Genomic DNA, 21,725 nt, shown 5'->3' with positions numbered 1-21,725 from the left:
TGGGGGTTTTCTGAATACAAAAAAGCCCGCAACAAAAGTCACGGGCTTGATAACACCAGAAGCTTACTTACTGACCAAACATGTCCTTAATCCAGCCCGCAACGCCGTTGGCATCTTTCTGCTCACCTTGCTGCTGAGTTTGCGGTTGCACAGCAGCCTGGTTACCCTGGCACAGCCCTTGCGGGTTTTCAGTCCAGACTGGAAGGGTGCGTGAACTGCCACCACCGCAGATAAAGTTACCGGTAGAATCGATACCCATCTGGCTGATGCCTTCCGGTTGTTGCAGCATCAGCGGCAACGGCGTCTGGTTTTCCAGATAACGGCGATACAGAGTCAAAGCACCGTTAGCACCGGTCAGCTTGGCTGGGCCGTTGTTGTCGCGCCCGACCCAGGCAATCGCCACTTCTTTACCGTCAATACCGGCAAACCAGCTATCACGCAGATCGTTCGTGGTCCCGGTTTTTGCCGCCAGATTGTAGTTCGGGAATTTCACCGACAGTGAACGGGAAGTCCCACGCGCCACACCCTGCTGCATCGCATACAGCGTCAGATATGCCGCCTGAGCCGGTACCATGCGTTCTGCCTGCGGGAAGCTCTGATACAGCACCGAACCATCTTCTGCGATCACCGAACGCACCGACGACAACGGTGCGCGGTTACCGCCACTGGCAATAGTCTGATACTCCTGCGCCACTTCCATCGGCGTCAGACCGATCGCCCCCAGCAGCATGGAAGGTACCGGAGTAATTGCCGTTTTAGGAATGCCCAACTGCTGCAAAGTAGCACTAATCTGGGCTAGCCCAACCGACATCCCCAGATTCACCGTTGGCACGTTGAGTGAGTTCGCCAATGCGTCCACCAACATTACCCGGCCACGGAACTGGCGATCGTAGTTGTTCGGCTGCCACAGGCTGCCATTTGGCAACTTGAGCGACAACGGTTCATCTGCCAGCCAGGTATTAAGACGATATTTGTCCGGCTCAGACAACGCTGCCAGATAAGTTGGGGGTTTGGCAAGGGAACCCACCAGGCGGCGTGCCTGAAGCGCCCGATTAAACCCGGCAAACTGCGGATCAGCCCCCCCCACTATGGCACGAACTTCACCAGTGAAACGGTCGACGATCACCATCGCCGCTTCCAGATCGTTCAGGTGACGCGCAGCACGCAGTGCGGGAATCCCCTCTTCTACCGCCTTTTCAGCCGCATCCTGTGAAACCGGATCCTGCGTGGTGAAAATCTTCACGCCGGAAAGATCGTTCACCTTGTCACCCAGTTTGTTCTGCAACTCCTGGCGCACCAGTTGCATAAACGCTGGTTGTGGTGAGATCACCCCGCCCTTCGGCTGCACACCAAGCGGGCGGGCACTCAACATGTTATACAGTTCAGCGTCGATCACTCCCTGATTCTGCAACAGTTTGAGCACCACATTACGGCGTTCCAGTGCCAGTTGCGGGTTGCGCCACGGGTTATACAGCGACGCCCCCTTCACCATCCCCACCAACAGCGCCTGCTGATCCAGACTCAGTTCATCCACTGGTCGGCCAAAGTAATACAGGCTGGCTAATGGGAAACCACGGATCTGATCGCTACCGCTTTGGCCGAGGTACACTTCGTTCAGATACAGTTCCAGAATGCGATCTTTGCTATAGCGATAATCCATCAACAACGCCATGTAGGCTTCATTGAGCTTACGCGCCAGCGAGCGTTCGTTGGTCAGGAACAGGTTCTTCACCAGTTGCTGGGTCAGGGTACTGCCCCCTTGCACCGCACGCCCGGCGGTCAGGTTGGCCAGCATTGCGCGGCCAATCGAGTAAGGGCTGACCCCATCATGCTCGTAGAAACGGCGATCTTCAGTCGCCAACAGCGTATCCACCAACAGATCGGGGAACCCAGAACGCGGAACAAACAGCCGCTGTTCACCGTTTGGTGATTGCAGCATGGTGATCAGCCGTGGATCAAGACGGAAAAAACCAAAGCTGCGCTGGTTTTCCATATTGACGATTTTTGCCAGACCGTTATTCTGGAAATCAAGCCGCGCGTGGATCTGCCCTTCTTTACCGTCAGGGAAATCAAACGGACGGCGCAGCATTTCAATGCTATTGCCCTGCACGGTGAATTCACCTGGGCGCGTCATCCGGCTCACCTGACGGTATTGCATCCCTTCCAGCAGATTGACCATTTCCTTTTTGCTGTAAGGCATGCCGGGTTCCAGGTTAACCATGCGGCTATACACTGCCGCCGGTAACTGCCAGACTTTGCCATCAATACGGCTGCGGATCTGGGAGTCCAGATACACACCGTAGATCGCCAGCAGCACGGCAATCACCAGGAAAAGTTTGATCAACAAACCAAGCCAGCGGCGTTTTTTGCGGGGAGGACTCGCTTTTACCTTACGCGGCATGCGTTCTTCCTCGTCATCATATTCATCATCGTCATACTCATCCTGATACTCGTCGTCTTCGTAATCATCATAATCGTCATCGCGACGACGGCGTGCCGGTTTACGCGGCACGTTACGTTTTGGTTGTTTCCCTTTGCGCCCAATGGGCTCGCGGTCATCCCCAGCCATTGCTGTCGTTCTCCACGCTTACGGCACTGCTGGCCGATATTTGTCGCTTAATCTGTTCTTGTGCCAACTGGCTTAACAGAAGAAACATCTGAATTGTTTTACTGGTACTTTTTGGTGCGTTTGGTTGGCGCGCTATTGGCCGGATCGTCAGGCCAAACGTGCTTCGGATAGCGCCCTTTCATCTCTTTTTGTACTTCCCGGTAGGCACCTTGCCAGAAAGCCGCCAGATCGCCAGTGATCTGCAAGGGCCGGTGCGCGGGTGAGAGTAACTCAAGCACCACCGCGATGCGACCCTCAGCCAGCATCGGGCTACGCTGTTCGCCAAACACTTCCTGTAAACGCACCGCCAGAGCCGGAGGATTGTCGGCATCATAACGGATCGGCAGGCGGCTGCCAGTTGGCACAGTGTAATGAGTGGGTAGAGCATTATCCAGCCGCTGTTTTTGCTGCCAATTCAATAAGCGAGCCAGGGCTTCGGCAATATTCACCTGTTTGAGCCCGCGCAGATCGCGCACCCCGTTCAGCGAAGGCAATAGCCAGCTTTCCAAGGTATCCAGCAAGGATTCCTCATCCACCAGCGGCCAGGCCGCCTCGGGCAACCAACGTTGGGCGCATTGCAGGCGCAGACGCAACTGTTCGGCGGCCAGATCCCAATTAAGCACCGCAACACCTTGCACGCGCACCCAGTTAATCAGCGCCTGTTGCAACTCCTCATCTGCCGGTTTAGCCAAGGGTTGAGCACGCAGCGTCAAACGGCCAATCTGCTGGCGCTTCCAGGCGCGCAACGAGCCTTTTTCTTCATCCCACTCTACCGCCGTCTGGCTACTGACAATATCAGGTAATTGCGCCACCAAGGCGTCAATCTCCACCGGCAGTGCCAGCAGGATACGGGCATCCGGGCTGTTGTGGCCCTGCAACAGACTGGGGATAATCAGCCAAGGGGATCTTGATAGCGCTTCGTCCTGGTTCATCGCCGCGCCCATCCCATTAGCCAGCAGATAACGGCCATCCTGCCCGCGCCGCTGGGCAATACGATCGGCAAATGCCTGCGCCAACAGTGGGGCGGCCAGTTCGGCATCGATTTGACCGGCCTGTTGCGGCAGGCGCTTGCTTAACTGGGTGGCTCGGCGCTGCCAGTGCGGCTGCGGGCGGCTCAACCAATAGCTGATGTCCATCTGCCCGCTACGCGGTGGTTCTTCCAGCAACGCGGCCAACAGGGCCGCCGTCGCCAACCCATCGGCCCCCAAAGCAGCACCCGCACACAACATCGCCGCCAAGCGCGGTTCGCAGCCTAACCCGGCCATCAGACGGCCCTGAGTGGTTAATTTTTCAGCGTCATCAATGGCCCCAAGGGTGTGCAGCAAACGGCGAGCGGCTGCCAACGCAACCGCAGGTGGCCGATCGAGCCAGGTAAGCTGTTCAGCGTCCACACAGCCCCACTGCAATAGCTCAAGCCAAAAACTGGCGAGATCGCTTTGCAGGATCTCCGGTTCCGCGTGTTCTGCGGCGCGCTCCGCCTGCTCTTTGGCAAACAGATGCCAGCAGATACCCGGTTCCAAGCGCCCTGCCCGCCCGGCCCGCTGAATCATCGATGCCTGGCTGATGCGCTGCGTCACCAGCCGGGTCAGCCCGTTACGCACGTCATAGCGTGCAACACGCTCCAGGCCGCTATCAACCACCAGCCGGATCCCTTCGATCGTCAGGCTGGTTTCAGCAATGTTGGTTGCCAGCACCACTTTGCGCCGCCCGCTGGCAGCCGGTTGGATCGCTTTTTGCTGCTGCGCCAAGGGCAATGCGCCGTACAGTGGGCAGAGATCGATATCAGCCGCCACGTCACCGCTGAGCCGCTCCAGCACGCGGTTGATTTCTGCCACGCCGGGTAGGAACAGCAGCAATGATCCGGGCTGTTCGGCCAGCAAACGTTTCACCGCCGTAGCCACGCCATCCTCTAAACGCTGATGACTGGCCAAGGCCTGATACTGCCGTTCGACCGGATAGCTGCGCCCTTCAGACACCACCACCGGGGCCTGCGGCAGCAGTTGGGATAAGCGTGCGTTATCCAGCGTCGCCGACATGATCAGCAATTTCAGATCGTCACGCAGCCCTTGCTGCACGTCGAGCAGCAGTGCCAAAGCCAGATCCGCTTGCAGGCTACGTTCGTGGAATTCATCAAGGATCACCAGCGATACGCCCTGCAGTTCGGCGTCCTGCTGCAACATGCGGGTGAGAATCCCCTCGGTCACCACTTCCAGCCGGGTATGCGGCCCGCTTTTGCTCTCGGCACGCATGCGGTAGCCCACGGTCTGACCGGGTTCTTCGCCAAGCTGTTGTGCCAGACGATAAGCCACGTTCTTGGCCGCCAGCCGTCGGGGTTCCAGCATAATGATGCGCCCCGGTAACCCGGCTTTTGCCAGAATCTGTAGCGGCAACCAGGTCGATTTGCCTGCACCGGTTGGAGCATGCAGTAATACCTGCGGAGCGGATTGCAATGCAGCGAGCAACTCATCAAGAACCGCGCTGACGGGCAGTGAAGACACAAAACTCTCCATGGGGTAGTTAATGGACGGCACACATTGTAGCATTACGGCCAGCGTTTCATTTATTTACCGGAGATTCATGTCCAGTTCGCGCCGCCTGTTTTTTGCCTTGTCGTTGCCCGATGCCTTACAGCAACAGGTGATCCGCTGGCGCGCCGAGGCTTTTCAACCCGAAGCTGGCCGCCCGGTTGCCGCTGCCAATCTGCATCTGACGCTGGCGTTTCTTGGCGATGTCAGCACGCAGAAAGAGCAGGCACTGAAAACGCTGGCCGGGCGCATCCGCCAAACCGGCTTTAGAATCTGCCTTGACGATCTCGGCCACTGGCCGCGCCCCGGTGTGGTGTGGCTCGGAGCCAAACGTGCGCCACGCGCGCTGTTGCAACTGGCTGAGTTACTGCGCTCGCAGGCAGCCCGCAATGGTTGCTATCAGAGCCCGTTGCCATTTCATCCGCATGTCACCCTATTGCGGGCCGCCACTCAACCGGTGGCGATTCCACCCGCGACGCCAGGTTGGATCTTCAACGCCGACCATTTTTCCTTATACCAGTCAGCCTTCGAGCATGGCCGCACCCGTTACCATCAGTTGGCACAGTGGCCACTCAATAATCAGGATATGCCATGATCTTCACACCGCCCCTGCGGCCCGCCACGTTGATTAAGCGTTATAAGCGTTTTTTGGCCGACGCCATCACCCCCGAGGGCGAAACCTTCACCCTGCATTGTGCCAATACCGGTGCCATGACCGGTTGCGCCACGCCGGGTGACACCCTCTGGTATTCCACCTCAGACAATGCCAAACGCAAGTATGCCCACAGCTGGGAACTTACGCAGACGCAACAAGGGGACTGGATCTGTGTGAATACCCTACGGGCCAATGCCTTGGTGCACGAGGCGATTGAGCAGAACATCATCAATGAATTATCCGGTTACAATCGAATCAGCAGCGAAGTCAGATACGGCGGTGAAAATAGCCGTATCGATTTGTTATTACAGGCAGAAAACCGGGTTAACTGCTATATTGAAGTGAAATCAGTCACACTATTGCAACATGAACGTGGTTACTTCCCTGATGCCGTAACGCTGAGAGGGCAGAAGCATTTACGGGAGTTGCAAAGCGTGGTTGAAAACGGCCAGCGGGCGGTATTGTTCTTTGCGGTGTTACACACCGGTATCGATCAGGTCGCTCCGGCAGAACATATAGATCCACGTTATGCGGCACTACTAGCGCAGGCTCAGCAAGCGGGAGTGGAAATCATTTGTTATGGGGCAACATTATCACCTGACGGTATCTCTCTTTGCGGGAAGTTGCCGTTTTTTAACGATAAGCAGTTCCAAGCGCCAATAACTTGATCGCTGGATATTGCGTCGCAAATACGCCTGCCTTCACACCCTTGTCAAGCAGGTGACAGGAATAATTGCCATCCCCCTTCCCTTCTGTTATTTATAGCGGCCTGTTTTTCCCCCGTCTTGGGGATTCGACATACCCTGTAGCGTTTGAGATGCAGGTGGGCGGCAACTGGACGAATCCCTGGCAGCTTAGTTCACTAAGTCACCAGGGCAAAGAAAGCGGCCACACTCCCGCACCTTGATAGATGATGGGTATAGTGCGTGTGTATGTAGGAGAAGCAATATGCAAGAAGGGCAAACCCGTAAAACCTCGTCCTTGAGCATTCTCGCCATCGCTGGGGTAGAGCCATACCAGGAAAAGCCGGGCGAAGAGTATATGAACGCCGCTCAGCTGACGCATTTCAGGCGCATTCTTGAAGCATGGCGCAACCAGCTCAGGGACGAAGTAGACCGTACCGTATCGCATATGCAAGAAGAGGCAGCTAACTTCCCTGATCCGGCCGACCGCGCCACTCAGGAAGAAGAATTCAGCCTCGAATTGCGTAACCGTGACCGTGAACGCAAACTGATCAAAAAGATCGAGAAAACGCTGAAGAAAGTAGAAGACGAAGATTTCGGCTACTGCGAATCCTGCGGCGTGGAGATCGGTATTCGCCGCCTCGAAGCGCGCCCGACTGCCGATTTGTGCATCGACTGCAAGACTCTGGCCGAAATCCGCGAAAAGCAGATGGCCGGTTAATCAGTTGTTATCCTTAGCGGCGCGTGTTCACTATGCGCGCCGCATACAATCCCATCCCTTCTGATATGTTAGAAAGTCACTATGTGGGGCGTTTTGCTCCTTCGCCTTCTGGGGATCTGCATTTCGGCTCACTGATTGCCGCGTTGGGAAGTTATCTGCAGGCTCGCGCCCAGCGTGGCCGATGGCTGGTACGCATCGAAGATATCGACCCTCCGCGTGAAGTGGCTGGAGCTGCCACCCGAATTCTGTCTGCCTTAGAACACTATGGCCTCCACTGGGACGGCCAGATCCTCTATCAATCCCAACGCCACGATGCTTACCGCGCAACGCTTGACTGGCTGCAACAGCGGGATCTCAGCTATTACTGCACCTGTACCCGTAGCCGTATCCAGCAGCTAGGCGGTTTGTATGACGGCCACTGCCGCAGTTTGCAGTTGGGCCCACAAGGTGCCGCGATCCGCTTACGCCAATCGGCCCCGGTCTATGCGTTTCAGGACCGGCTGCAGGGTGAACTGCAGGCTGACCCGGCTTTGGCGCAAGAGGATTTTATTATCCGCCGCCGCGATGGCCTGTTTGCCTATAATTTAGCCGTGGTGATTGACGATCATTTTCAGGGTGTCACCGAGATTGTGCGCGGTGCCGATCTGATCGAACCCACCGTGCGCCAGATTGCGCTTTATCAGCAATTACGCGCCCCGGTTCCGGCCTATATCCATTTACCCCTGGCGCTGGGGGCGAATGGGATTAAGCTGTCGAAGCAAAATCATGCCCCGGCCCTGCCCACAGGCGATCCACGGCCAGTGTTGATTGAAGCGCTGAATTTTCTGCACCAGCCACTACCGGAAAGCTGGCAAGACCTTGATCTACCGTCATTATTAAATTGGTCCATCAAGCATTGGCAATGGGAACGGGTGCCGCGCCAGTTGGCAATCCCCCGCGCAAAAACACAACGGCATTCTCAAAACAGCCATGGTGAGCTATGATTAGCCGCTATTTTTTGTTAGCACCATTTTGATTCGTCACTATCGAGGTGTACCATTTTTACCCGAGTAGCCAATTTCTGCCGTAAGGTACTAACCCGCGATGACAGGTTGCCCAGCGATGATACGCAGGCCAACAACAAAAACGCAGGCCGCGAAGAGAGTACCTCCGCAGAGCAGCAGCCAGCCACGCCAAAACGCCCTGCCGATAGCGGCAGAGATGCGCCTGCCCGCCGCCCTGCGGCGCGCAAACGGCCACCAATGCCTGCTGCTGAGGGAACGCGCTCAATGACCGTGATCCCACGTGAGCAACATTCGATCTCACGCAAAGATATCAGCGAAAATGCGCTGAAAGTGCTGTATCGCCTGAATAAATCCGGTTACGAAGCCTATCTGGTCGGCGGTGGCGTGCGCGATCTGTTGCTCGGCAAAAAGCCGAAGGATTTTGATATCACCACCAACGCCACACCGGAACAGGTGCGCAAGCTGTTTCGCAACTGCCGTTTGGTTGGCCGCCGTTTCCGCTTGGCGCACGTGATGTTTGGCCCGGAAATTATCGAGGTCGCCACCTTCCGTGGCCATCATGAGCAAAGCCTGGAATCTGACAAAAACTCATCACAGCAGGCCCAGAACGGCATGCTGTTGCGCGATAACATTTTCGGTTCGATCGAAGAAGATGCCCAGCGCCGCGATTTCACCATCAATAGCCTGTATTACGGCGTTGCCGACTTCACCCTGCGTGACTATGTCGGTGGTTTGAACGATCTGCAGCAAGGGGTGATCCGCCTGATCGGCGATCCGGAGACGCGCTATCGTGAAGATCCGGTGCGCATGCTGCGAGCCATACGCTTCGCCGCCAAGCTGAATATGACGCTCAGTGCCGAAACTGCCGAGCCGATCCCGCGCCTGGCTTCGCTGCTGCACGAGATCCCTCCGGCACGCCTGTTTGAAGAGTCACTGAAACTGTTGCAGTCCGGCTTTGGCTACCCGACGTACCTTAAGCTGTGTGAATACCAATTGTTCCAACCGCTGTTCCCGCTGATTGCCCGGCATTTTACGCCGAATCACGACACGCCTATGGAGCACATCCTGGTACAGGTGCTGAAAAACACCGATCACCGCTTGCAGAACGACATGCGTGTCAACCCGGCGTTCCTGTTTGCCACCATGTTGTGGTATCCGCTATTGGAGCACGCGCAAAAACTGGCGCAAGAAAGCGGGTTGGCCTACTACGACGCCTTTGCACTGGCAATGAACGATGTGCTGGATGAAGAGTGCCGTTCACTGGCCATCCCGAAACGTATCACGACCATAGTGCGTGATATCTGGCAACTGCAGTTACGCCTTTCTCGCCGTCAGGGTAAGCGGGCGCACAAACTGATGGAACATCCTAAATTCCGTGCGGCTTACGATCTGCTGGCTCTGCGCGCTGAAGTGGAAAACAATCCAGAAATGCTGCGCCTCACCGAATGGTGGGGGGAATTCCAGGATGCCACTCCGGCAGTGCAGAAAAACATGCTGAGTACCTTGGGGGACGATCCGGTTCCACGCCGTACACGTCAGCGTCGCCCACGCCGCAGAACGCCAAATAAAGACGGGGCATGATGATCCGCGTTTATATCGCGCTGGGCAGCAACCTGGCGCAGCCGTTACAACAGGTGAATACCGCGCTGGAAGCATTGGGGCGTATTCCTTATACCCAACTGATCGTCTGTTCGTCGTTTTACCGCACCAAGCCACTGGGGCCGCAAAACCAGCCGGATTTTCTTAACGCCGCAGTGGCACTGGATACCCTGCTGCCAGCGGAACAGTTGCTTGATGAAACCCAAGCGATAGAACGTAATCAGGGGCGCGAGCGTAAGGATCAACGTTGGGGACCACGCACGTTGGATCTGGATATCATGCTGTATGGCGATCGGGTGATTGATACCGATCGTCTGACTGTGCCCCATTACGGGCTGAAAGAGCGCGAATTCATGCTCTATCCGCTGGCCGAAATTGCCCCTGACCTGGTTTTCCCTGACGGGGAAACCTTAGCCGATTGCCTGAAGCGGGTGCCAGAAAATGGCATGGCCCGGTGGCATCAATAGATCGGCAGGTTTAAAACTTTACCGTTACCACAAATCCCCCTCCAGCAGAACGATTGGCAAAACTCACCCGCAGACCATGCAGGCTGGCAATACGCAGCACGATTGACAGCCCAAGCCCGCTGCCGATCTGCTCCTGCCCCGGCGGGCGATAAAAGCGCTCCCCCAAACGGGCCAGATGCTCTTGCGTTACCCCTGGGCCATCATCTTCCACCTGCAGTTGCTGCGAGTTGAGCATTACCCGGACAGTACCGCCAGCGGGCGTATAGCGCACGGCGTTGTCCACCAGATTACGCACCAGCAATGACAGCAACAGCGCCTGGCCTGGCAACGGCGGCGGCGTGCCCTGCGGCTCATAATGCAACGTCACGCCAGCCGCATGAGCGTGGCGATCTTGCTCCGCCAACGTCATCGGCACCAACTGCTGCCAATCAACCTGCTCCAGTTCCCCCAGATCGGAAAGCGAATCCAACCGCGACAGCGTGAGCAGTTGATCCACCAAGCGCGTGGCGCGATCGATTCCGATCGTCAGGTTTTCCACCGCGTGTTCCCGCATCTGTTCATCGTCACCCGCCAACTGCACCACCTCTGTCTGCACCCGTAGCGCCGCCAGAGGGCTGCGCAGTTCATGGGCGGCATCCGAGGTAAAACGCCGCTCACGTACCAACATCGCACTGATACGCGCAAACAGTACGTTAAGCGCCTCTACCAGTGGCCGAACTTCGGTGGGCACCTGTCTGTCGTTGAGCGCTGTCGCATCATCGGGAGCCCGTTGCCGCAAGCTGGCCGCCATTGCCTTCAGTGGCCGCAATTCGCGCCCGACCATCAGGGCAATCAGCAGCATCAGGATCGGTAACGTCACTAACCAAGGGATTAACTGGCTAGTCACCATCCCTAATGCCATCTCATGCCGATAATCCCACTCCTGGCCGACGACAATGCGGTAGCGTCCATCGGGGCTGGTGAGCCATAGCAAGCGCCAACTGTCATGACTATCAATAAACCCCTCATGTTTGCCATCAAACAGAAAATCCCCACCGTTTTCACCATCGTTGAGCAACATTCGCCCCTCACGGGAGAAAATGGCAAACGCCAGCGCATCATCTTCCTGTTCGCCACGCTTGCCATGACGGAGGATTTTTTTGGTCTTCGGCAGACTGCGAACATCCTGGCTGGCCAACAGTTCGCCCAGATTGGTCGTGACCAATCTTTTGGCAAATAACATCTGCTGGGTATCAAACACTTCATTAATCTTGTGACGTGTCATCATCCACGCCACCACGCTGGCAGAACACCAGGTGAATAATGCCAACAGGCTGAAGATCAGGATCAGCCGCAACCGCAGGCTCAAGCGCTTCACTCCGCATCCCCCAAGGTATAACCGACACCGTGCACAGTACGGATAAAACCGTTGCCCAACTTGCGCCGCAAATGATGTATATGCACTTCAACCGCGTTGCTGCTCACCTCGTCGTCCCAGTTATACAGCTTTTCCTGAATCAAGGGCCGTGCCAGCACGCGTCCTTTATGATTAAGAAACAGCTCCAACACCGCCAGTTCACGCGGAGTCAGCGTCACCGCCTCACCATTGCAGCTCACCGTGCGGGCCGCCACGTCGAACACCACATTGCCATGTACCAGTTGCGGGGTCAGTTGACCATGGCGGCGGCGAATCAACGCCTGTAAACGTGCAGCGACTTCTGCCAGCGCAAAAGGTTTACACAGGTAATCATCCGCACCGCTTTGCAAGCCGGTAACCCGCTGTTCCAAAGCATCACGTGCCGTGAGGATCAAGACCGGGACATCATGCCCAGCCATGCGCCAGTGACGCAGCAACTCAAGCCCATCGAGGCCCGGTAGGCTGAGATCGAGGATCACCGCATCGTAAGGGGCACTTGTCAGCGCATTTTTGCCGATCGCCCCATCGGTGAACCAGTCGAGGTTAAACCCCAGCTTGGTTAGCCCGGCTTTGATACCATCACCAATCAGCCTATCGTCTTCAATCAGCAGAATTCTCATGCGCTCCCCTTTTGGCCCTCAACGCGCCGAGTAACGCATTGGCGTACCGGCAACAGGTATATTACATCACAGGGTTCTTAAGAACCTCTTAAGCATCATGATCTGAGCTACCCACCCTGGAAGGGTTACAGTAGAATGTCAGCACTTTGCCCCGTACCGCAGTGCGGTTATTTTCAGGAGACGTTGTGATGAAACCCACCACCGTGAGCCATTTACGCCAGTGGAAACAGGAGCAACGCAAGTTTGCTACCATTACCGCCTACGACGCCAGCTTTGCCCAACTGTTTGCAGAGCAAGGCATCAAAGTCATGCTGGTTGGTGATTCTCTGGGCATGACGTTGCAGGGCCACGACTCCACGCTGCCCGTGACCGTCGCCGACGTCGCCTACCACACCCGCGCCGTACGCCGTGGCGCACCTGCCTGCCTGCTGCTGGCCGATCTGCCTTTTATGAGTTATGCCACGCCGGAGCAAGCGTTTACGAGTTCTGCCGAACTGATGCGCGCTGGCGCCAACATGGTCAAGCTGGAAGGGGGCAGTTGGCTGTACGAGACAGTGAAAATGCTCACCGAGCGCGCCGTGCCGGTTTGCGGCCATCTCGGTTTGACCCCGCAGTCAGTGAATATTTTTGGCGGCTATAAAGTTCAGGGGCGTGATGAATTGGCGGCTAAACAGTTGCTGGAAGACGCACAAACTCTGGAACTGGCCGGTATACAACTGCTGGTGCTGGAATGCGTCCCTGCCGCACTGGCGCGCAAAATCACTGAAGCGTTATCGATCCCGGTGATCGGCATCGGTGCGGGTAACGCCACCGATGGTCAAATTCTGGTGATGCATGATGCACTCGGCATCACTGGCAGTCATACGCCAAAATTTGCCAAAAACTTCCTGGCGCAGAGCGGCGATATCCGCAGTGCGGTGCAGCACTATATTCAGGAAGTCGAACAAGGCATTTATCCGGGTGAAGAGCACTCCTTTAACTAATTGCCCAGCCTCATTCACCGCCGCTATCAAGCAAAGATCTAAGAAAGTTCGAGGAGTTATGAAATGGTCATTATCGAAACCCTGCTGTTGCTACGCCAACAGATCCGGCGCTGGCGGCAGGAAGGTAAGCGCATTGCGCTGGTGCCAACCATGGGTAACCTGCACGAAGGCCACATGACGCTGGTTGAAGAAGCACGCGCACGCGCTGATGTGGTGGTGGTCAGCATTTTCGTTAACCCAATGCAGTTCGAACGCCCGGACGATCTGGCGCGCTACCCGCGCACGCTCCAGGAAGACTGCGAAAAACTGAACCGCCGTAATGTCGAACTGGTCTTTGCCCCCGCCCCTGCGGAGGTTTACCCGCAAGGGCTGAACGACCAGACTTACGTTGATGTTCCAGGCATTTCCACCATGCTGGAAGGTGCCAGCCGCCCCGGGCATTTCCGTGGTGTTTCTACCGTCGTCAGCAAGTTGTTCAATCTGGTACAGCCCGATCTGGCCTGCTTCGGTGAAAAGGATTACCAGCAACTGGCCATGATCCGCAAAATGGTGGCCGATATGGGTTACGACATCGAGATTGTCGGTGTACCTATCGTGCGCGCCAAAGACGGGTTGGCTCTTAGCTCACGCAACGGCTATCTGAGCGCTGAAGAGCGTAAAATTGCGCCACAGCTCAGTAAAATCATGCAGGCACTGGCGGATCAACTCAGCAATGGCGAACGCCATGTTGATCAATTGCTGGAACAAGCCGCAGAAAAGCTGCGTGCTACCGGTTTTACGCCGGATGAATTATTTATCCGTGATGCCGACAGCCTGCAACCGCTGAACGTCGAAAGCCGCCGTGCGGTGGTGCTGATGGCAGCCTGGTTAGGCAACGCGCGTCTGATCGATAATCAGCAGGTCGATCTCACGCTCTAAGCTCTTTTTTATACGCTGATTGCCGTTTTCAACTGGTTAGCGGTAGACTGAACGAGTTTATTGGTGACGATAGTCTTTGCAAGGAATCTTCAACCCCGTTTGCCTGAAAAGGCCGATATTCAGTTAGGTAAAGCCATGATACGAACTATGTTGCAAGGCAAGCTGCATCGAGTGAAAGTGACTCAGGCCGACTTGCATTATGAAGGGTCCTGCGCCATTGATCAGGATTTCCTGGAAGCTGCAGGGATTCTGGAATATGAAGCCATCGATATTTACAACGTTGATAACGGTCAGCGTTTTTCTACCTATGCCATCGCCGCTGAACGCGGTTCACGCATTATCTCGGTTAACGGTGCCGCTGCCCGTTGCGCCTGCGTGGGCGACAAACTGATCATCTGCTCTTATGTACAGATGAGCGACGCGGATGCACGCCAACATCACCCTAAAGTCGCCTACTTTGAAGGCGATAATCACCTGCAACGCAAAGCCAAAGCCGTGCCGGTTCAGGTTGCCTGAGGCCGCTCAAACCACTACCGTTGATGCCCCCCAAGCTACCACACTTGGTGAATAGCTTGGGGGACGTCGAACCTCTTAGAACCTCCAGTTAAATGTGGCTAATGCGCTTTGATCGCGGCTGCTCCCAGAACCAAACTGGCCACTGTATGACACACCAACTTTCGCATTCGGGGTGACAGAAACCTCAAGCCCAGTTTCAATAATGGCGGCATCTTTAGCGATCGGTACGCTGGCCACGGTGAAGTTATCCCCACCGCTAAAAGATTGCGTCGATGTAGGAGTTTTAGCGCCAAAATTATGCCGCCATCCCAAAGTTCCTTTCAGCTTCGCCGGTTTATCGCCAAACATCAGGTCGGTCGACGAACGCACACCCAGGCTGCTGAAAGTAGCATCCGTGTTTGAACTGTGGATATTCAGCGCCGCTGCACCACCCTGCTCACGCAACCCATCGGTATGGAGATTGAGATAGGTCAAGTTGGCAAAAGGTTCCAGTTGGGTGTTCCCTTCCTGTATCGCGTAACCGAACTCGCCAAACGTCTGTACAGTATTGGCACGGTAATCACCTGTAACACGGTCAGAGAAACCAGCAAACTGCGGGCTGCGTTCCGTACTGATGTCGTGCCAGGTGTATGCCAGCGCCGAACGGAAGGCCAGTTTATCCCATTGATTACCACCATAAATACCTAGGTGGTAGTTGTTGCTTGAACCTGAGGAATTACGTTCCTTAACATCAAAATTGGTATGGCTGTAACCCCCGATAACACCAGCACGCCAGTTATCCTTGAGCAATTTGTCCCCGCCCAGCAATATACCGCCGGTATCACGATCGAGCCTTGCCGCGTTTCCATCACCACTGGTCGCTCCCCAGGCTCCGAAGATTTGCCCCCAGGTCACCACATCATCGTCACTGTTCAGCTTCACTGCTTGTTGCTCGGTAGCAGTATGACCAAATGCTCCCCGTAAACGATTGTTAGCAGCCTCGCGCACAAAGCGGCTGTCCTCAATCAGCACCGCTTTTGAAGAGGCATACAGTTCGCCCGACAACTGATCAAAAGCAGCACTGGTAACGTCAATATCCTGCCCTAACATCACAATAGCATCATAGACAACGCCAGAACCCAGGCTCTCCGCCCCGCGTGCCGTCGCTTTCTGATTGGGTGTTTTTGCCATTGCTGCGAAATCCACCTGATTACGCAGCAATGAGAGCATAACGTTATTGGCGTCATAGCTCAGGGTCGGCGTCAGGAAGGCGTAGTTGGAGCTCACGCTGTCAAACTGCCCATTAACACCCTGATCGGAGGTGATGATCGTATAGGTTATGAGTGGCCGATAATTGCCGTTTTCACCCATATGAACGACAGAACCCCCATTCAGCGTCGTGGTACCTGTCACATGGATAAGATCGCTTGTTGTGCCCGTAGGGTTAACCTCCACCAAATATTGAGCACCCGGCTCAAATGTCAGGTTACCGTCCACGTTCAAGGTACCGATGGAATGCCCAGGCGAGATCGTACCACCAGAAGCAATAACCGCATTGCCTACCGTTCCCGAACCACCGAGTTTGGCTCCATTCAGTACTTCTAATGACCCACCTAAAAGCGCTGTGCTATCTAACATCAGGCTACCAGCCGCTATGCGAGTATTGCCAAGGTAACCACTGCTGTCGCCACTCACCTGTAAGCTATTGTTGCCCTCTTTTATGAATGTGCCATTGCCACTCAGGCTACCTGCATAGGCGATGTCATCGCTGCGATTCACGATCAGAGTGCCATCATTGGCGATATTACCAATAATGCTCCCTTGAGTGCCGCCATCACCAATCTGTAATGTGCCAGAGCTGATAAAGGTGCCGCCGCTATAAGTGTTATCACCCGTTAAGACAACTTTACCGCTCCCTATCTGCCACAGTGCACCGCTGCCGCTAATTTGACCAGCAAAGGTAGCATCATTGCTGCGATTAAAGGCCAATGAGGCATTGTTCAACACATTACCCGTAATCATCCCTTCAGTACCGCCGTCACCAAGATGCAAAGCACCATTGCTGATGAGAGTACCGCCACTGTAATTGCTGTTTCCTGTCAGAGTCAGTACACCGCTCCCAACTTGCTGTAAGACACCACTGCCGGTGATATCCCCCGCAAAGTTCAGCGCATCGCTGCGATCAAAAATCAGTGAGCTGTTGTTAACGACATTCCCCTCAATACTCCCCTGAGTCCCGCCGTTACCGACTTGCAGTATCCCGCCATTAATGGTCGTCACGCCGGTATAGGTGTTATCAGCACTCAGAATCAGGGTGCCAGAACCATTCTTGATCAGATCACGGCCATTCCAGCCAGTGGCAGAAGCCCCTTCATCACTCAAGGCCATATCAAGGTTAAAGGTTTCTTCAGTTAGGGTAAAAGTACCGTCGCCCTGGGTATTACCTGCCTGCCAAGTCAGCCCGTATCCCACCTGATAACGCAGGTTGTCGCTGCTCTTGCTCGCCGCCAACGTCAAATAATCGACACCGCTGGTAGAGCCGCCAAAATCAACGGAACTGAAATCACCGCTGAGACCCGTCGCCGTTTGTATCACGGTATACAGCGTAGAAGTCAGGTTGCTGGCGATTGCAGGGCGAACTGCCGAGTAACCAGCAAGCTGCAACTCCCCAGCCAAAAGTGCGCTGCTGGCGCTAATCGCAGGTGAAACCAGATTGATCCCCACCTGTAAAATCGCACCACTGGTCTGGATCAAAACTCCATTCAGGGCTAGCTGCGCATCCGGGTTAATAGTCGAAGTCGCACCGCTGGCGGTGGTGTAATCTCCCGCATTGAAGACCACGCCTTGCGTCAGAGTCAAACGCCCCTCAGCCACATTGACGCTGCCCTGGCTGCTGCCGTTGGCGGTCAGGGTGGCATTGCCGCTCCCGCTCTTGGTCAGGACACCGCTGCCATTCAGCCCATTAGCCAGCGTGCTGTCACCGGCAAACGCCAGTTCCAGCCCTGCATTATTGGTCACCCCACCGCTGCCCAGCGCAGTGCCCTGGGTAACGAGCAGGTTGCCACCACTGATCGTGGTTCCGCCGCTGTAGCTGCTATCACCCGCTAGCGTCAGGGCTCCAGCACCGGTTTTCACCAGCGCCCCACTGCCGCTAATCTCACCGCTGAAGGTGCTGTTCCCACTGTTGGTGGCGGTCAGGGTGGCACTGCCCAGCGTAACGCTCCCCGCGCCACTCAGTTGTTGCACCGTCTGGTCCAGGCTATTCAGCGCCAGAGTGGTGCCACTGTTCACGGTCACGGCACTGCTGGTGGCCAACGCATCGGCGATCCCCAGGCTCAGCGTGCCCCCACTGACGGTGGTGGTTCCGGTATAGCCGTTCTGTGCCGACAGCGTCAGAGTACCCACACCGGCTTTGGTCAGATCACGCCCGCTCCAGCCGGTCAGCGAGGCACTTTCATCGTTCAGGGCCATATCCAGATTGAAGCTGTCACTGACGTTGGCCAGGGTAAAGGTCCCGTTACCCAAGGTGCTGCCCGCCTGCCAGGTCAGGCCATACCCCACCTGATAACGCAGATTATCGCTGCTCTTGCCTGCCGCGAGTGTCAGGTAATCGAGCGGGCTGCTCGCCCCGCCCAGGCTCACGCTGGCGAAGTCGCCGCTGATCCCCGCACTGGTTTGCAATACGGTATACAGCGTGGACGTCAAGGCGCTGGCGCTGGTTGGGATCGCGCTGGAGTACCCACTCAGTTGCAGTGCCCCGTCCAACGTTGCGCTGAGTGCAGTGATCGCCGGATTGTTATTGCCGATCCCGAGCTGCAGCAACGCACCGCTGGCCTGGGTCAAGGCCCCGCTTAATGTCAGTTGGGCATCCGGTGCAATCACCGTGCTGGCCCCGCTGGCGGTGGTGTAATCCCCTGCGCTAAAGGCCCCGCTCTGCGCCAGGGTCAAGGTCCCCGCCGCCACATTGACGCTGCCCTGGCTGCTGCCGTTGGCGGTCAGGGTGGCATTGCCGCTCCCACTTTTGGTCAGGACACCGCTGCCATTCAGCCCATTAGCCAGCGTGCTGTCACCGGCAAACGCCAGCTCCAGCCCTGCATTATTGGTCACCCCACCGCTGCCCAGCGCAGTGCCCTGGGTAACGAGCAGGTTGCCACCACTGATCGTGGTTCCGCCGCTGTAGCTGCTATCCCCCGTCAGCGTCAGGGCTCCAGCACCGGTTTTCACCAGCGTTCCGCTGCCGCTAATCTCACCGCTGAAGGTGCTGTTCCCACTGTTGCTGGCGGTCAGGGTGGCGCTACCCAGCGTAACGCTCCCCGCGCCACTCAGTTGTTGCACCGTCTGGTCCAGGCTATTCAGCACCAGAGTGGTGCCACTGTTCACGGTCACGGCACTGCTGGCCGCCAACGCATCGGCGATCCCCAGGCTCAGCGTGCCCCCGCTGACGGTGGTAGTTCCGGTATAGCCGTTCTGTGCCGACAGCGTCAGGGTACCTGCACCGGCTTTGGTCAGATCACGCCCGCTCCAGCCGGTCAGCGAGGCACTTTCATCATTCAGGGCCATATCCAGATTGAAGCTGTCACTGACGTTGGCCAGGGTAAAGGTCCCGTTACCCAAGGTGCTGCCCGCCTGCCAGGTCAGGCCATACCCCACCTGATAACGCAGATTGTCGCTGCTCTTGCCTGCCGCGAGTGTCAGGTAATCGAGCGGGCTGCTCGCCCCGCCCAGGCTCACGCTGGCGAAGTCGCCGCTGATCCCCGCACTGGTCTGCAATACGGTATACAGCGTGGACGTCAAGACGCTGGCGCTGGTCGGGATCGCGCTGGAGTACCCACTCAGTTGCAGAGCCCCATCCAATGTCGCGCTGAGTGCAGTGATCGCCGGATTGTTATTGCCGATCCCGAGCTGCAGCAACGCACCGCTGGCCTGGGTCAAGGCCCCGCTTAATGTCAGTTGGGCATCCGGTGCGATCACCGTGCTGGCCCCGCTGGCGGTGGTATAATCCCCTGCGCTAAAGGCCCCGCTCTGCGCCAGGGTCAAGGTTCCCGCCGCCACATTGACGCTGCCCTGGCTGCTGCCGTTGGCGGTCAGGGTGGCATTGCCGCTCCCGCTCTTGGTCAGGACACCGCTGCCATTCAGCCCATTAGCCAGCGTGCTGTCACCGGCAAACGCCAGTTCCAGCCCTGCATTATTGGTCACCCCACCGCTGCCCAGCGCAGTGCCCTGGGTAACGAGCAGGTTGCCACCACTGATCGTGGTTCCGCCGCTGTAGCTGCTATCACCCGCTAGCGTCAGGGCTCCAGCACCGGTTTTCACCAGCGCCCCACTGCCGCTAATCTCACCGCTGAAGGTGCTGTTCCCACTGTTGGTGGCGGTCAGGGTGGCACTGCCCAGCGTAACGCTCCCCGCGCCACTCAGTTGTTGCACCGTCTGGTCCAGGCTATTCAGCGCCAGAGTGGTGCCACTGTTCACGGTCACGGCACTGCTGGTGGCCAACGCATCGGCGATCCCCAGGCTCAGCGTGCCCCCACTGACGGTGGTGGTTCCGGTATAGCCGTTCTGTGCCGACAGCGTCAGGGTACCTGCACCGGCTTTGGTCAGATCACGCCCGTTCCAGCCGGTCAGCGAGGCACTTTCATCATTCAGGGCCATATCCAGATTGAAGCTGTCACTGACGTTGGCCAGGGTAAAGGTCCCGTTACCCAAGGTGCTGCCCGCCTGCCAGGTCAGGCCATACCCCACCTGATAACGCAGATTGTCGCTGCTCTTGCCTGCCGCGAGTGTCAGGTAATCGAGCGGGCTGCTCGCCCCGCCCAGGCTCACGCTGGCGAAGTCGCCGCTGATCCCCGCACTGGTTTGCAGCACGGTATACAGCGTGGACGTCAAGGCGCTGGCGCTGGTCGGGATCGCGCTGGAGTACCCACTCAGTTGCAGTGCCCCGTCCAACGTTGCGCTGAGTGCGGTGATCGCCGGATTGTTATTGCCGATCCCGAGCTGCAGCAACGCACCGCTGGCCTGGATCAAGGCCCCGCTTAATGTCAGTTGGGCATCCGGTGCGATCACCGTGCTGGCCCCGCTGGCGGTGGTGTAATCCCCTGCGCTAAAGGCCCCGCTCTGCGCCAGGGTCAAGGTTCCCGCCGCCACATTGACGCTGCCCTGGCTGCTGCCGTTGGCGGTCAGGGTGGCATTGCCGCTCCCACTTTTGGTCAGGACACCGCTGCCATTCAGCCCATTAGCCAGCGTGCTGTCACCGGCAAACGCCAGCTCCAGCCCTGCATTATTGGTCACCCCACCGCTGCCCAGCGCAGTGCCCTGGGTAACGAGCAGGTTGCCACCACTGATCGTGGTTCCGCCGCTGTAGCTGCTATCACCCGCTAGCGTCAGGGCTCCAGCACCGGTTTTCACCAGCGTCCCGCTGCCGCTAATCTCACCGCTAAACGTGCTGTTCCCACTGTTGCTGGCGGTCAGGGTGGCACTGCCCAGCGTAACGCTCCCCGCGCCACTCAGTTGTTGCACCGTCTGGTCCAGGCTATTCAGCGCCAGAGTGGTGCCACTGTTCACGGTCACGGCACTGCTGGTGGCCAACGCATCGGCGATCCCCAGGCTCAGCGTGCCCCCACTGACGGTGGTGGTTCCGGTGTAATTGTTGTTGCCCGATAACGTTAGTGTGCCGCCGCCGGTTTTCACCAGATTACCGTTACCGCTCATTATCCCGCTGAACGTGCTGTTACCGCCGTTGCTGGCGGTCAAGGTCGCGCTACCCAGCGTAACGTTCCCCGCTCCACTCAGTTGCTGCAGGGTCTGGTCCAGGCTATTCAGCGCCAGAGTGGTGCCACTGTTCACGGTCACGGCACTGCTGGCGGCCAACGCATCGGCGATCCCCAGACTCAATGTCCCTTCGCTGACAGTGGTGGTACCGGTATAGCCATTCTGTGCCGATAACGTTAACGTACCGCCGCCGGTTTTCACCAGATTACCGCTACCGCTCATTATCCCACTGAACGTGCTGTTACTGCCGTTGCTGGCGGTCAAGGTCGCGCTACCCAGCGTAACG

General features: G+C 57.0%; 13 protein-coding genes and 1 pseudogene. 9 read left to right on the top strand and 5 right to left on the bottom strand.

Annotation, left to right across the window (positions count from 1 at the left end; all coding sequences use genetic code 11):
• Positions 1 to 67: 67 nt before the first annotated feature.
• Positions 68 to 2,569: a bifunctional glycosyl transferase/transpeptidase gene (gene mrcB, locus IV04_RS03615; RefSeq protein ID WP_037403620.1), complete on the bottom strand. Its 2,502-nt coding sequence runs from the start codon at positions 2,567 to 2,569 to the stop codon at positions 68 to 70.
• A gap of 98 nt (positions 2,570 to 2,667) precedes the next feature.
• Entirely contained in the window at positions 2,668 to 5,118 is a 2,451-nt protein-coding gene (gene hrpB, locus IV04_RS03610) for an ATP-dependent helicase HrpB (RefSeq protein ID WP_369794865.1), read from the bottom strand.
• Positions 5,119 to 5,185: 67 nt separating this feature from the next.
• On the opposite strand from hrpB, the gene thpR reads away from it, so the two are divergent.
• From thpR to folK, 6 genes and pseudogenes are all read left to right on the top strand, one after another.
• Positions 5,186 to 5,728 (top strand): RNA 2',3'-cyclic phosphodiesterase, encoded by a 543-nt coding sequence (thpR, locus tag IV04_RS03605; RefSeq protein WP_037403622.1) that lies wholly within the window; start codon positions 5,186 to 5,188, stop codon positions 5,726 to 5,728.
• Positions 5,725 to 6,456, top strand: a complete 732-nt coding sequence (gene sfsA, locus IV04_RS03600; protein WP_037403623.1) for a DNA/RNA nuclease SfsA — start codon at positions 5,725 to 5,727, stop codon at positions 6,454 to 6,456. Before thpR ends, sfsA begins: the two co-directional genes overlap by 4 nt.
• Before the next feature lie 280 nt (positions 6,457 to 6,736).
• The gene (dksA, locus tag IV04_RS03595; RefSeq protein WP_037403624.1) at positions 6,737 to 7,192 is read left to right on the top strand and encodes an RNA polymerase-binding protein DksA; all 456 of its coding nucleotides are present in this window, start codon (positions 6,737 to 6,739) and stop codon (positions 7,190 to 7,192) included.
• Between the two features lie 65 nt (positions 7,193 to 7,257).
• Positions 7,258 to 8,168: pseudogene (gluQRS, locus tag IV04_RS03590) on the top strand (tRNA glutamyl-Q(34) synthetase GluQRS).
• A gap of 61 nt (positions 8,169 to 8,229) precedes the next feature.
• Entirely contained in the window at positions 8,230 to 9,777 is a 1,548-nt protein-coding gene (gene pcnB, locus IV04_RS03585) for a polynucleotide adenylyltransferase PcnB (RefSeq protein ID WP_072010819.1), read from the top strand.
• On the top strand, positions 9,777 to 10,262 hold the full coding sequence (gene folK, locus IV04_RS03580; RefSeq protein WP_037403625.1) for a 2-amino-4-hydroxy-6-hydroxymethyldihydropteridine diphosphokinase: 486 nt from the start codon (positions 9,777 to 9,779) through the stop codon (positions 10,260 to 10,262). Before pcnB ends, folK begins: the two co-directional genes overlap by 1 nt.
• A 10-nt stretch (positions 10,263 to 10,272) precedes the next feature.
• On the opposite strand, the gene qseC is transcribed toward folK, so the two are convergent.
• Both qseC and qseB read right to left on the bottom strand, forming a co-directional pair.
• Positions 10,273 to 11,619 (bottom strand): quorum sensing histidine kinase QseC, encoded by a 1,347-nt coding sequence (gene qseC, locus IV04_RS03575; protein WP_037403626.1) that lies wholly within the window; start codon positions 11,617 to 11,619, stop codon positions 10,273 to 10,275.
• Positions 11,616 to 12,278: a quorum sensing response regulator transcription factor QseB gene (gene qseB / locus IV04_RS03570; RefSeq protein WP_037403627.1), complete on the bottom strand. Its 663-nt coding sequence runs from the start codon at positions 12,276 to 12,278 to the stop codon at positions 11,616 to 11,618. The genes qseC and qseB overlap by 4 nt, the downstream gene beginning before the upstream one ends.
• A 188-nt stretch (positions 12,279 to 12,466) precedes the next feature.
• Here qseB and panB point away from each other — a divergent pair, with 188 nt between their 5' ends.
• The 3 genes from panB to panD all read left to right on the top strand — a co-directional run bounded on the left by panB (position 12,467) and on the right by panD (position 14,695).
• The gene (gene panB, locus IV04_RS03565) at positions 12,467 to 13,261 is read left to right on the top strand and encodes a 3-methyl-2-oxobutanoate hydroxymethyltransferase (RefSeq protein ID WP_037403628.1); all 795 of its coding nucleotides are present in this window, start codon (positions 12,467 to 12,469) and stop codon (positions 13,259 to 13,261) included.
• Positions 13,262 to 13,324: 63 nt separating this feature from the next.
• Positions 13,325 to 14,179, top strand: a complete 855-nt coding sequence (panC, locus tag IV04_RS03560; RefSeq protein ID WP_037403629.1) for a pantoate--beta-alanine ligase — start codon at positions 13,325 to 13,327, stop codon at positions 14,177 to 14,179.
• 135 nt (positions 14,180 to 14,314) lie between these two features.
• Positions 14,315 to 14,695, top strand: coding sequence for an aspartate 1-decarboxylase (gene panD / locus IV04_RS03555; protein ID WP_024484346.1), 381 nt, complete (start codon positions 14,315 to 14,317; stop codon positions 14,693 to 14,695).
• A gap of 75 nt (positions 14,696 to 14,770) precedes the next feature.
• Here panD and IV04_RS03550 read toward each other — a convergent pair whose 3' ends face one another.
• Positions 14,771 to 21,703: an autotransporter-associated beta strand repeat-containing protein gene (locus IV04_RS03550; protein WP_235212857.1), complete on the bottom strand. Its 6,933-nt coding sequence runs from the start codon at positions 21,701 to 21,703 to the stop codon at positions 14,771 to 14,773.
• Positions 21,704 to 21,725: the final 22 nt, after the last annotated feature.

Source organism: Serratia sp. Ag1 (assembly GCF_000743355.1).
In the GTDB taxonomy this organism is placed as follows: Bacteria; Pseudomonadota; Gammaproteobacteria; order Enterobacterales; family Enterobacteriaceae; genus Chania.
Note: the sequence above shows the minus strand (reverse complement) of the source record. Positions and strands in the feature narration are given on the sequence as shown.